This window comes from Rummeliibacillus sp. NPDC094406, from assembly GCF_044763875.1.
In the GTDB taxonomy this organism is placed as follows: domain Bacteria; phylum Bacillota; class Bacilli; order Bacillales_A; family Planococcaceae; genus Rummeliibacillus.
On sequence record NZ_JBIWGZ010000006.1, the window covers coordinates 136,858 to 149,598 of the forward strand.

Below are 12,741 nucleotides of genomic sequence, written 5' to 3' on the forward strand. Positions count from 1 at the left end.
AATAGAGGATGAACTGCTTTTTAATGTCTTTTGACATTATTTACTCTATCAAATAGAATTCATCATGTTATTCTTTACCTTCTAAGTGTTTCTTTAAAATTCTTTCTTCCTGAATTGACTAAAATATCTACTTTAATATTACGAATAGAATTCTCATTTAATTCAACTTTCCCGTTTTTTTGAAGTTTCTTCCACGCTTTTGGATCTTTGCGATATAGATATTCAGATAGATTGTAGACATCAGCATCAATACTTAATCCTTCTTTAAAAGTATCTCTAATCTCCTTTTTAACTTCCTTTTCCACTTCTTTTTTAACTGTTTTTTCTTTTATACTTCCTTGGAATCCCCCCAACTCTACTTCCATTTTTATATTTACATCAAAGGAAACCGAATTATTTTTAACGATTGGCGTAACTTTTACAGCATCCACTTTTCCGTTACCGGTAATATAACGCTTTCCCTCAGAGTCAAGCATAATTGACAATTCTGCTCTTTTGGTTTTCTTATCCATCCACGGTAATCCTTTTGCTTTATCGCCTGAGATGTTCCCTTTAAATCCCTTTGGAGTAACTACACTCACTCCATTTAGAGTAGTAATCATATTCTTTTCTTTTTCCGTTTCCCAATTATGAAGAAGTGACACGGAGGGGATAGCCACTTCATAACTCGGCTCGTCTAGTTTGAGTATTAACTGTCGAACATTCAAAGGCTCAATCGTAGAATCTTGTCTAAATGAATTTAAAGGATCTGATAATTTAGATAATGATATTGCTTTATTAAGAATAGGTGTTACTAACATGACCTCTTTCAAAGGCTCATTCGTGCTATACACCCAAGTTAGATATCTTGTATTTAGAAATCGGATAAAGGGATTAATAAATGAATCCATCTTTCCGGATTTAAGCAAATCTTCAGAAAAAACTATATATGCAAGATGCCCCCAATAAAGTTCTTCATCCATTGATTTGTACAAATTATAAAACGCTTCTTGTTCTGTTTTACCAGACGAATGTCCCACTTCAGCCTGAATATTATTAGGGTTAGGAGGTTGTTCAGATTTTGCTATGTTGGCAAAATCAATAATTTGAGTATATATTTCGATTTTTCCATCTTTATAACCAACACCTACTCCGTAAATATAGAGCATTCGCTCAGGTTCTTTTGTATCCCAACATCCTGAGATTAGCGTTATGAGCATTATAAGTACTATCAGTATTTTCTTATTCATTTTTTCCCTCTTGAGTCTTAGTTTGATCTTGAGTATTTGTCTGACCTTGATTATTTGTTTGATCTTGAGTATTTGTCTGAACTTGATTATTTGTTTGATCTTGAGTATTTGTCTGACCTTGATTATTTGTCTGACCTTGAGTAGTATTTGTCTGACCTTGATTATTTGTTTGATCTTGAGTATTTGTCTGAACTTGATTATTTGTCTGAACTTGATTATTTGTTTGATCTTGAGTATTTGTCTGACCTTGATTATTTGTCTGACCTTGAGTAGTATTTGTCTGACCTTGATTATTTGTTTGATCTTGAGTATTTGTCTGACCTTGATTATTTGTTTGAGCTTGAGTATTTGTCTGACCTTGAGTATTTGTTTGATCTTGAGTATTTGTCTGACCTTGATTATTTGTTTGACTTTGAGTATTTGTTTGATCCTGAGTATTTGTTTGACTTTGAGTATTTGTTTGACCTTGAGTATTTGTTTGACCTTGAGTATTTGTTTGACCTTGAGTATTTGTTTGATCTTGAGTATTTGTTTGACCTTGAGTATTTGTTTGATCCTGAGTATTTGTCTGACCTTGAGTATTTGTTTGACCTTGAGTATTTGTCTGACCTTGAGTATTTGTTTGACCCTGAGTATTTGTTTGACCTTGAGTATTTGTTTGACCCTGAGTCCCTGTTTGACCTTGACTATTTATTTGACCCTGAGTCCCTGTTTGATCTTGAGTATTTGTTTGACCTTGAGTATTTGTTTGACCCTGAGTCCCTGTTTGATCTTGAGTATTTGTTTGACCTTGAGTATTTGTTTGACCCTGAGTCCCTGTTTGACCTTGAGTATTTGTTTGACCCTGAGTATTTGTTTGACCTTGAGTATTTGTTTGACCCTGAGTCCCTGTTTGATCTTGAGTATTTGTTTGATCTTGAGTCCTTGTATTATCTAGAGTATTTAAAGATTCTGGACGCTTAGTATATTTCTTTGCGGGTAATCGAAATAAAGACTTAGTTATGGTTGACCAACTTAGATCTGCTGTAATATTCATATAAGGAACTCCAAATATCCTTATATTTGATAAAAGAGCAATTGTAAAGAATAATGATAAAAAAAAGCCGAAGAACCCGAATAATGCAGATACTAAAATAAATAAAACACGTAATGCACTGACCGCTGTTACTAGTGATTGGTTAACGAGTGTAAATGTTGCAATAGTCGAAGTAGCTATAATCACAACCATCGCAGGACTTGTAATACCTGCTCGAATAGCTGCATCTCCAATAATTAACCCACCTACAACACCAATCGTACCACCTAGGACAATTGGAAGACGTAAGCCCGCCTCACGAAAGAGCTCAAACATGGCCAGCATAACGAGCATTTCAAGTGCTGCAGGGAAAGGAAGTCCTGTACTTGCTTGAACAACGGTTGCTAAAAGTTGGAATGGCAATTGATTTTGATGAAAAGTTGTTAAGCAAAGCCAAAATGCTGGTAGAAGTGCACCAACTAATAGCCCAACAATTCGCATTACTCGTTGAACTGAACCAAAGACTACTGGATATTCATTATCCTCACTTGTCTTTAATAATAAAAATAGATTGACTGGGGTAACCATTGCATATGATGTTCCATCAACAAATATAATGAACCTTCCTCTAACAAGAGATTGAACAGCATAATCTGGTCTCCCCGAATATTCATGTCTTGGGAACATAAGGGCACCATTATTTATACGTTCCATAAATAAATCAGCACTCCATACAGCATCTGTGTCAACTTTACTAATCTGCTCTTTTATTCCATTTAATATATCTTTATTTGCAATATCATCAAAATATAGAATGGCAACTTTCGTTTTTGAACGTTTTCCCGCTTCTAATTTTTCGACGCACAAGGAATTGGTTGGCAAGCGTTTTCTTACTAAAGCAATATTTACAGCGATATCTTCTATAAAGTTATCCCTTGGTCCTTTTATGGTTACTTCTGTACGTGTCTCTTCAGGATTACGATTTGGTTTTTTGGCAATATTACTGGAAAAAAGGAGCTTTCCTTCTTCGAAATAAAGTAGAACAAAACCTGTATATACTAGTAATATCGCTTCTTGTTCATCCTTCACTTTTTTTAAATCTGGGACATACAATTGCGATTCCACTTGTTTTTCTAGGGATTCATCCGTCAAATTACTACATAAGAACCCAACACGTGGGACAATGACTTCATTTAATAACTGCAGATCAATCATTGATTCACATGTGATGAGATGTATTGTATGATTATCAAATTTATACTGTTGGAATTTAACATCTGCAGATTTCTGAAATAACTGCTGCAAGACATTCAAATTCATTGAGTTTTCACTTGGTTCGATTGTTCTTCACCACCTTTCTTGTCATTTTTATCTTTATCTTTTTTGGATGACTTTCCCGATGCTAATGCAACAATCGAAAGGAATAACGATAATATGATAAAGAAGAGAAAAGTACTTATTAAAAAATATTTTCCATTAATATCCAAAAAAACATTATCTTTCAAAAGAATTAACGATAAACAGATGAAAAAAAATGGCGGCGCAAGCTTAGTCCAAATTTGTTTTTTATCTTCAGACATATTCAATATGTCTGAACAAATATATAAGATAAGACTTACTCTTAGGAATGTCCCAGTTAGCCACTGATAAATAGAGAAGAAATCTATATGTTCAATAAAACGCCCAATTGTTGCTAGACCCCATTCTTCATAAGCTGGATACCTCTGCTTCGCTGCTTCCGATGGTCCAAACTCTGTAATAGCTCCAATGAGTGGACCTGTTGTTAAGCCCACTAATATGAGGAGCATTATTGCAAAATGATACCATCGCATACGATTTTGTATTTGATGATGAATAAAAAGTAGCAGCAGTAACTCAACAAATCCAGATGCAGGGTAAACAGCCCCCATTAAAACTGGTTCTAGCCCATGTTCAAAAAACGGTCGTAATAGCTCATAATCCTTCACTTTTATATTGACAAATGCCACAAAAAAACCAAAAATAACTACACCCGTTAATACAAATACGTTTACTATGACAATAGTTTGCAAACCCAATGTAGCAAGAAAAATAATAAGCGCTGCATAAATGACTAACAAAATAACAACTGGCGTCTTCTGTAAAAAGGTTGTAGAAACCCAAAGTAACGTTTCTCTCATCGTAAACGCTGCAAGTAAGAGTAAATAGAAAGCTGTAATATATAAGACAATCGATGATCCAACTTTTCCTATTTTTTGTTTTAACCAATCTTTAATCGGCTCTTGGTTAGATTTATTATGGACATAAACTATAAGAAACAACCATATAAAGGTTACAAATGCTCCAAGTAAAACAGATGCCCACCCATCTCTTCCAGCAGACTTTAATATTGATGGAATAACGGTTACATGATTTTTTAAACCAATGAACGTCATCGTCAAGAATACAACATGTAAAATACTAATGGTTCCCGCGTTCTTCATTTATTTACCTTCCATCATTTATTGATAAACGATAGTTTTGACAACAATTCATAATTTTATAAGTTATACATGGAGAATGGTTTTAAAAGATAGCTATTCATAACTCAGCTTATCTATATATTTGAGAATAAAAAAATCCTCTAATCAAAAAAATGATTAGAGGATGATTTTCCAAGGGAAAAATTGGGTATAACTAATACTAGTTCTACTCCCTTATATACACAAGCCCTTATATCATAAGGGTTTGTGCTTTGTTTTAGTACGCCCACGGAGGGAATCGAACCCCCAGCCTAAGAACCGGAATCTTATGTTTTATCCGTTAAACTACGTGGGCAAAAAAGTATTTGCGACTTATCTATTATACAAATTAAATAGGAACAATTCAATAAGGTAAAAAAATAATCGTAATATTTGACCTTTATTGACCATAATGTGTATGATAAGGTTACAGCTGAAATATATATAAAGAATTTCAGCATATTGAAGACGAAATTACCTTATTTAATTGAGGAGGCTATTCACATGAACTTAATACCTACAGTTATTGAACAAACAAACCGCGGTGAACGTGCTTATGACATCTACTCTCGTTTACTAAAAGACCGCATCATTATGCTTGGAAGTGCTATTGATGACAACGTTGCGAATGCAGTTGTATCTCAATTGTTATTCCTTGAAGCGGAAAATCCTGAAAAGGACATTTTCCTTTACATCAACTCTCCTGGCGGTAGCGTAACAGCTGGCATGGCTATTTACGATACAATGCAATTCATCAAACCAGATGTACAAACAGTTGGTATGGGTATGTGCGCATCAATGGGATCATTCTTACTTACAGCTGGCACAAAAGGTAAACGCTATGCTTTACCAAACTGTGAAGTTATGATTCACCAACCTCTAGGTGGTGCACAAGGTCAAGCAACTGAAATCGAAATCGCTGCAAAACATATCTTAAAAACACGCGAAAAATTAAACGGTATCCTATCTGAACGTACTGGTCAGCCTATCGAAGTCATCGCTCGAGATACAGATCGTGATAACTACATGACTGCCACACAAGCAAAAGAATACGGTTTAATCGACCATATTATGGAACGTAATGAATTAAAAAAATAAACAAGAAACAGCGGGAACGGCAAGGCTCGAATAGAGTCTTGTCGTTTTTTTGTTACTATCCATGAAATTTTGGGTACTATCCGAGGTTTCTGGGCCTCTATCCAATTAAAAAAGCGGTGTAGAACAACTAAATTGTTCCACACCGCACTTCTTGAATTACATTAGTCTTCGTCTTCAATTATTTTAACAAGTTTTTCTAATGCTTTCTCTTCGTCATTACCTTCTGCACTTAATGTTATTGAAGTTCCTCTAGCAATGGCTAAGCTCATAATTCCCATGATGCTTTTGGCATTTACCTTTTTATCATCTTTTTGTAGGAAGACATCGGCAGTGTGACGATTTGCTTCTTGTACAAATAACGCCGCTTGTCTTGCTTGTAATCCTGATTTAAGATTTACTACTACTTGTTTTTCTACCACAATTGCTCCCCCTTTTTTAATAAGTACATTTTACATTACTTTTACATTATCTTAAATAATAGGAATTTTTAAGTTCTTGATTTACTTACACTTTATAGCATAGCTGTTTATAAAAGCTAGCAATTCCTTCATATTGTAGAACGGTGAAATGATGTCACTAAACTTTTAGTTTTTCTCCACGTCTTAGCGCTTCAGCAATTTCGTCAATTTTGCGTAGACGATGATTTACACCTGATTTACTAACGACACCTGTTGATACCATTTCACCGAGTTCTTTTAATGTTACTTCTTGATATTCTACCCGTAATCTTGCAATTTCACGCAGTTTTTCCGGTAGTTGTTCAATACCAATCATGTTATCGATATAGCGTATATTATCCACTTGGCGAATTGCTGCTCCAATTGTTTTGTTTAAGTTGGCTGTTTCGCAATTAACTAGTCTATTAACACTATTGCGCATATCACGAACAATTCGTACATCTTCAAATTTTAGCATGGCTTGGTGCGCACCTACAAGACTTAGAAAATCTGAAATCTTCTCTGCTTCTTTTAAATAGGTAACAAAACCTTTTTTACGCTCAATTGTTTTTGCATTGAGTTCAAAATGATTCATCAAGTTCATCAACGCTTCCCCGTGTTCCTTATATAAAGAGTACACTTCTAAATGATACGAAGACGTTTCAGGGTTATTGACAGAGCCTCCCGCTAAAAATGCTCCACGTAAATAGGCTCTTTTATTTTCTTCAGTGTGGATTAACTCTTTTGAAATCGTATGATTAAAAAGAAAATTACCCGAGAGAATATGTAGCTCTTCTAGTAACTCTTTTGCACCTTCACGTACTCGACAAATATAAACATTATTTTTCTTAAGTCGCATTTTCTTACGCACTAAGAGCTCGATTCGATAGTTATATAATTTTTTCAAAATGGTGTACATTCTACGAGCAATTGCTGCATTTTCAGTTTGCACGTCAAGACTCAATTGACGATTAGCAAATGACAGAGAACCATTCATTCGGATAAGGGCAGATAGTTCTGCTTTTAAGCTTGTATCTTCTGCTTCAACTTGAGTTAGTTCTTTTTTTGTTTCCGAAGCAAATGACATATCGACTCCCCCTCTCTATCAATAATTTATTTTACGCTAATTCGACAACTTTTGCTTGTTTTGTTGATAATTTGTGGCATATTCTACTAACCATGCAGCAACACGGTTCGCTTCATGGCGCACAACACCATCATGAATATTTGCAATATCCTTTTTCACGACTTCTAGTCCCATACTTTCTAATCGCTCAACGTCGAATTGTACAGGCTCTGCAGACTCTTTAATATAAGCTTCCCTAATTGCTTTTGGTACCTCTTCATCGTTAATTAAAATGGTTTGAATAAAATTCTTACCAACATGGTCATACAGCGCTTGCACATGATCTCCTGCAGTATAGTTAGATGTCTCACCAGATTGAGTCATTAAATTACAAATATAAATCTTGTGACCTTTCGATTCCAATACTGCCTTTTTAATTCCCTCAACTAAAAGATTTGGCAGAATGCTAGTATACAAACTTCCAGGTCCTATAATAATAATATCCGCATTCTCGATGGCATTAACTGCTTCTTGTAATGGCAATACATCTGGAGGTGACAAATATACGCGTTTAATTCCTGTATTAAACGTTGGAATTTTTGATTCACCTTTTACGAGTGTCCCATCTACTAATTCAGCTAGTAATGTAATTCTTTGATTAGCTGCTGGTAAAACTTTACCATGTACATTTAATACTCGACTCATTTCGCGAATAGCATGCGAAAAATCCCCCGTTATTTCTGTTAATGCCGTAAGCATTAAGTTACCGAGAGAATGACCACCTAATTCTTCTTTCCCTTTAAAACGGTATTGAAACATTTCTTCAACTAACGGTTCCACTTCAGATAATGCAGCAATAACATTTCGAATATCACCGGGTGGCGGAATCGCGAAGTCATCACGCAGTCTCCCTGAGCTTCCACCATCATCTGCAACAGTTACAATAGCGGTCAAATCTACAGGATATTTCTTTAACCCACGAAGTAATGTAGACAGACCCGTGCCACCACCGATGAGAACAATCCGCGTTTGTTTTTTTTGCATAAGGTTATCCCTTTCTCTTTGCAATATCGCGATGGGTAATCACTGTCGGAGCATGTTGATCAAGGTGGCTGCCAAAGTATTCTGCTAAAGTAACCGAACGATGTTGTCCACCTGTGCATCCAAAGGCAATGATTAATTGCGTTTTCCCTTCTTTTTTATAAAGCGGTATCATAAATTCAAACAAATCCATTAATTTATCTATTAACGTGTTTGTTTCCTCATACTTTAATACATATGATGAAACTTCCTCATCTAATCCCGTTTTAGGTCGTAGTTCCTCAATATAATATGGGTTTGGTAAAAAACGGATGTCGAAAACCAAATCTGCATCGATTGGCATGCCATATTTGAATCCAAAAGACATGACATTCACTGTGAATTTTCGAGAATCTACACCTGAAAATTGTGCAATAATCCGTTGACGTAATTCTCTTGGTTTCATACTTGATGTATTATAAATATATTGAGCACGTTCTTTGACATCCGCTAAAAGCTCACGTTCATGATGAATTCCGGTTAGTGGTAAACCATTTTCAGATAGTGGATGTGAGCGACGCGTTTCCTTGTATCGACTCACTAACGTTTCATCATCTGCATCTAGAAATAATATCTTAGTTGCAACAAGGTCTTCTCGTTCAATACGATCCAATGCCTCAATTAATGATGAGAAGAAATCACCACCACGCAAGTCCATTACAGCCGCAATACGAGAAATTTCTTTTTTAGATTCTTTCATTAAATTTAAAAAAGTCGGTAATAAAGCTGGTGGTAAATTATCTATACAATAATAACCCAAGTCTTCAAAACTTCGAATAGCTACTGATTTTCCTGCACCAGACATTCCCGTTATAATAATTAACTCGTTTACTGACTGTGGACTAGGCATTCCATCCATCCCCTTCACACGATATCTGTATTTTTTCTTCTAACAATTGGAATTCTTCTGTATATGTAAAAGTTCCATATTGTGTACCAGATTGTTCAACTGCAAATAATAAGTTCGTGCGATCTCCTTCTGCCATTGGTAAATGCTTGAGATCCTCTATAGGGTGCCATTCTAATACACCTTCACGTGTTTCTTTATATGGTATTCCTTGTAAATCCTCTGCTACAAAAGTGAAAAGCATCCACTCATTCACTACTTCTTCTCCACGTCTAATGACCATTGTGTAAACGCCTTTTAGATGTGGTTTCATCGCAGTAGTGCCTGTCTCTTCTCGAAATTCACGACTTGCTGCTTCGAAAATAGACTCTCCACTTTCAATTTTCCCTCCAGGTGCAACATACCAACCGCGTCGTGGCTTCTTTAATAAAAGTACTTTGTCGTCTTTTTTGACTAATAAATTGGCGATTCTCTGCACACACGACACCTCATTTCTAACAATTCTTATAATCTTTATTATACATTTTTCCACTGTCCGAGTACAAAGGAATAATCTAAATACACAATTTCAGATGATTTAATTCAAATAATCACTGGAATGTTAACATTACTTAACTAATGTGTTTATTGCCACTCAGACGGGCATTCGCACTACTTGGATGGCCGAAACAGTGTTGAATACTTATGCTATACTTCTTACCACATTCGTTATCAATTAAGCTTCAAAGTAAAGCACGTTAAGGTTATAATAACCATTTTCTTACAGTTTAAGTAATAAAAAGAGGCTGTTTCTGTCAGTCGAGGGAACCGATAGAAACAGCCACAACAATATTCCTATAATAAAAAGGGGTTATTACCTTATTTACTATACACAATCATTATTTCAGCTATATGACAAGTGTATTAAGAACACGTTAAAAAGATTATTTGATTACAAATTTCTCTTTTAGTTCTTCAACGTATTGTTGAACAACTTGAGCAGCGATACTTCCATCACCAGTTGCCGTAACGATTTGTCGTAATGTTTTGTCACGTACATCACCAGCAGCATAAATACCTGGTACAGACGTTTCCATTTCCGCATTCGTTTTGATGTAGCCGGCTTCGTTTAGAATTCCTAGGTTTTCGAATGGTTTTGTAAGTGGCAACATTCCGATATAAATAAATACACCGTCAGCCTGTACTTCTTGTTCAGTACCATCAACAGTAGAAACAAGTGTTACGCTACCTACTTTACCGTCCTTTTCATTTACTTCTTTAACAGTATTATTCCAGATAAAATCTATTTTCTCATTTGCAAATGCACGATCTTGAATAATCTTTTGTGCACGTAATTTATCTCGACGATGTACGATTGTTACTTTGTCAGCAAAACGAGTTAAGTACATGCCTTCCTCTACTGCAGAGTCCCCGCCGCCTACAACGATCAGGTTTTTATTCTTAAAGAATGCACCATCACATACTGCACAATAGCTGACTCCACGGCCACCAAGTTCTTTTTCACCTGGTACACCCATTTTTTTATATTCTGCACCTGTTGTAATAATGATTGCACGTGTTTTATATTCTTTTGAACCTGCTTTGATGGTTTTGTACTCTTCTCCATCGATGATTTCAGTGACATCACCATAAGCATATTCTGCACCGAATTTTTTTGCATGTTCAAACATTTTAGTAGATAATTCAGGTCCTAAAATAGATTCAAAACCTGGGTAGTTTTCAACTTCTTCTGTGTTGGCCATTTGTCCACCTGGGATTCCTCGTTCTAACATTAAAGTAGAAAGGTTGCCACGTGAAGTATAAACTGCTGCAGTCATACCTGCAGGTCCGGCACCTATAATCACAACATCATAAATTTTTTCTTCGGTCATATCTGTTCCTCCTAAGTTGTTCCTGTTTCATTAGTATTAATCTTAGATTATAGCCACTGATTATGACAAGATATCTGCCTTAGAAAAAGGAATTACTTATCGAAAAGAGGTAAATACTGTATTAATTCGTTCACATATTTTGTTAATGTAGCTGGAGAAATACCATAATATGTTGCGATAGACTTTTTGGTAACATTTTTCATACGTGATGATTTATACATATATTCAGTAGCGGCAGCCAGCGCATTAGGATTCTTGAATGCATAGCCATCCTCTAATGCACGTTCACATAATACAAACCACATTTGGAATAAAAAAGAGTCATTTAATTTTAACGGTTTTACGTCATTGTATAAGATTTCTAAAACTTCTATAGAGCGCAAAAACGGCTTTAATGTGCCATCATCTTCAAGAAAATCATGGTCTAGTGTATAGGCTAAAAACAGCTTTTCAATCGCTGAATAATTATCGATTTGAACCCAACTTGGATGTGCGAGAATTTCTTGTTGATGTGGTGATTTTCCGACCAAAAATATCCCCAATAAACGTTCACTTCTATATTCGCTCTCTAATTTCCCCACGATAAAATCACGATTTACCTCAATCGAATCAGGATCAAACACTTCATCTTGCATAGACCAAGGTTCATAACCTACTTTTTCAGGGTCAATTTCTATTAATTTAGCCCAAGTTAATCTTGCTTCTTTTTCATATCCAGAGAAATAAGCTGCATGAGAAAGCCAAAAATAATAACCCGGATCTCCTTCAAAGCCCTGTCGTTTCATACTTTGCAACCATTTGTAAGCATCCTCATAACAACCAATCAGGGCAAGAGTTGCACCCAGCTTATATCGTTGTTCAAAAGAAAAAGGACTAAGTTTCACAAGTAATTCTGTTAATGCTTGTAATTCCTCTTCATCTTTTTCGTAATAAGCCATTACCGTTAAATTGCATAGAGCATGTAAATTCCCATAGTTCCCATGTAATACTTCATGTAATAATGCTCTCGCTTGCTCAGAATCACCTTTATAAAAAAAAGCAAGTGATAAATTATTATAGGCTGCCCAGAAGTCAGGTTGATCTGCTATGATGTTTTCTAAAATCTCAATCGCTTCATCTAGCTTCCCTTGCTCCATTAATTTCCTTGCCTTTTCTTGTAAGTAAACAGCTTCACGATTCAATGAATTTCCAGTGAATGTACTTTCCTCCATTGATGTGGCAAAATCGATTATTTCTATTGCCTCATCTGCATACTCTCCCATTTCATCAAGGCGTAAATATTCTTCAGCAAAATACTTTGCATCCTCAGTCAAACCTACTTGTGCAGATGCTTCCGCTAAAAACAATAATATTTCAGGCTCATTCGGATCAAGTTCATTTGCTTTTCTTAATAATTCTAGTGCGTGATCTATACGACCAGCATCCATCTCGACGATAGCATATTGTAGTAATATTAAGGAATCCTCTGGGCTAAGTTCAACTGCTCTGCGCAAATATTTTAGAGCTTTTTCTTCTTGATCACGATTTAAAGCTTGTACTGCTTTTTTATAATAAAATTCACCATTTGGAATAAAGGACACAACATTTTTTCGAGTATTTTTTTCACTTTTCATATCCT

General features: G+C 35.4%; 11 protein-coding genes and 1 tRNA gene. 1 reads left to right on the forward strand and 11 read right to left on the reverse strand.

Annotation, left to right across the window (positions count from 1 at the left end):
- Nucleotides 1-74 precede the first annotated feature (74 nt).
- The 4 genes from ACIQ4I_RS15860 to ACIQ4I_RS15875 form a co-directional block, all read right to left on the reverse strand.
- Entirely contained in the window at nt 75-1,229 is a 1,155-nt protein-coding gene (locus tag ACIQ4I_RS15860; protein WP_403097726.1) for a Ger(x)C family spore germination protein, read from the reverse strand.
- Nucleotides 1,222-3,564, reverse strand: a complete 2,343-nt coding sequence (locus tag ACIQ4I_RS15865) for a spore germination protein (RefSeq protein ID WP_403097728.1) — start codon at nt 3,562-3,564, stop codon at nt 1,222-1,224. Before ACIQ4I_RS15865 ends, ACIQ4I_RS15860 begins: the two co-directional genes overlap by 8 nt.
- Nucleotides 3,561-4,706 (reverse strand): GerAB/ArcD/ProY family transporter, encoded by a 1,146-nt coding sequence (locus ACIQ4I_RS15870; RefSeq protein WP_403097731.1) that lies wholly within the window; start codon nt 4,704-4,706, stop codon nt 3,561-3,563. The genes ACIQ4I_RS15865 and ACIQ4I_RS15870 overlap by 4 nt, the downstream gene beginning before the upstream one ends.
- A 262-nt stretch (nt 4,707-4,968) precedes the next feature.
- Nucleotides 4,969-5,040, reverse strand: a tRNA-Arg gene (locus tag ACIQ4I_RS15875).
- A 188-nt stretch (nt 5,041-5,228) separates the two neighbouring features.
- On the opposite strand from ACIQ4I_RS15875, the gene clpP reads away from it, so the two are divergent.
- Nucleotides 5,229-5,822, forward strand: a complete 594-nt coding sequence (clpP, locus tag ACIQ4I_RS15880) for an ATP-dependent Clp endopeptidase proteolytic subunit ClpP (RefSeq protein WP_403097734.1) — start codon at nt 5,229-5,231, stop codon at nt 5,820-5,822.
- A gap of 161 nt (nt 5,823-5,983) precedes the next feature.
- Here clpP and ACIQ4I_RS15885 read toward each other — a convergent pair whose 3' ends face one another.
- The 7 genes from ACIQ4I_RS15885 to ACIQ4I_RS15915 all read right to left on the reverse strand — a co-directional run bounded on the left by ACIQ4I_RS15885 (nt 5,984) and on the right by ACIQ4I_RS15915 (nt 12,736).
- Nucleotides 5,984-6,241 (reverse strand): HPr family phosphocarrier protein, encoded by a 258-nt coding sequence (locus ACIQ4I_RS15885; protein ID WP_403097737.1) that lies wholly within the window; start codon nt 6,239-6,241, stop codon nt 5,984-5,986.
- Between the two features lie 157 nt (nt 6,242-6,398).
- Entirely contained in the window at nt 6,399-7,346 is a 948-nt protein-coding gene (whiA, locus tag ACIQ4I_RS15890; protein ID WP_403097739.1) for a DNA-binding protein WhiA, read from the reverse strand.
- Nucleotides 7,347-7,382: 36 nt separating this feature from the next.
- Nucleotides 7,383-8,369: a gluconeogenesis factor YvcK family protein gene (locus ACIQ4I_RS15895; RefSeq protein WP_403097742.1), complete on the reverse strand. Its 987-nt coding sequence runs from the start codon at nt 8,367-8,369 to the stop codon at nt 7,383-7,385.
- 4 nt (nt 8,370-8,373) lie between these two features.
- A complete protein-coding gene (gene rapZ / locus ACIQ4I_RS15900) occupies nt 8,374-9,255 on the reverse strand; it encodes an RNase adapter RapZ (RefSeq protein WP_403097745.1) in 882 nt (293 codons plus the stop codon).
- On the reverse strand, nt 9,248-9,730 hold the full coding sequence (locus tag ACIQ4I_RS15905) for an NUDIX domain-containing protein (RefSeq protein ID WP_403097748.1): 483 nt from the start codon (nt 9,728-9,730) through the stop codon (nt 9,248-9,250). Before ACIQ4I_RS15905 ends, rapZ begins: the two co-directional genes overlap by 8 nt.
- Nucleotides 9,731-10,175: 445 nt before the next feature.
- A complete protein-coding gene (gene trxB / locus ACIQ4I_RS15910) occupies nt 10,176-11,123 on the reverse strand; it encodes a thioredoxin-disulfide reductase (protein ID WP_403097750.1) in 948 nt (315 codons plus the stop codon).
- 92 nt (nt 11,124-11,215) lie between these two features.
- Nucleotides 11,216-12,736: a tetratricopeptide repeat protein gene (locus ACIQ4I_RS15915; protein WP_403097752.1), complete on the reverse strand. Its 1,521-nt coding sequence runs from the start codon at nt 12,734-12,736 to the stop codon at nt 11,216-11,218.
- Nucleotides 12,737-12,741: the final 5 nt, after the last annotated feature.

Coding starts and splice junctions, on each gene's coding strand:
- ACIQ4I_RS15860 (WP_403097726.1), bottom strand. CDS start 1,229: ATGAATAAGAAAATACTGATAGTACTTATAATGCTCATAACGCTAATC.
- ACIQ4I_RS15870 (WP_403097731.1), bottom strand. CDS start 4,706: ATGAAGAACGCGGGAACCATTAGTATTTTACATGTTGTATTCTTGACG.
- rapZ (WP_403097745.1), bottom strand. CDS start 9,255: ATGCCTAGTCCACAGTCAGTAAACGAGTTAATTATTATAACGGGAATG.
- ACIQ4I_RS15895 (WP_403097742.1), bottom strand. CDS start 8,369: ATGCAAAAAAAACAAACGCGGATTGTTCTCATCGGTGGTGGCACGGGT.
- whiA (WP_403097739.1), bottom strand. CDS start 7,346: ATGTCATTTGCTTCGGAAACAAAAAAAGAACTAACTCAAGTTGAAGCA.
- ACIQ4I_RS15915 (WP_403097752.1), bottom strand. CDS start 12,736: ATGAAAAGTGAAAAAAATACTCGAAAAAATGTTGTGTCCTTTATTCCA.
- ACIQ4I_RS15865 (WP_403097728.1), bottom strand. CDS start 3,564: ATGAATTTGAATGTCTTGCAGCAGTTATTTCAGAAATCTGCAGATGTT.
- clpP (WP_403097734.1), top strand. CDS start 5,229: ATGAACTTAATACCTACAGTTATTGAACAAACAAACCGCGGTGAACGT.
- trxB (WP_403097750.1), bottom strand. CDS start 11,123: ATGACCGAAGAAAAAATTTATGATGTTGTGATTATAGGTGCCGGACCT.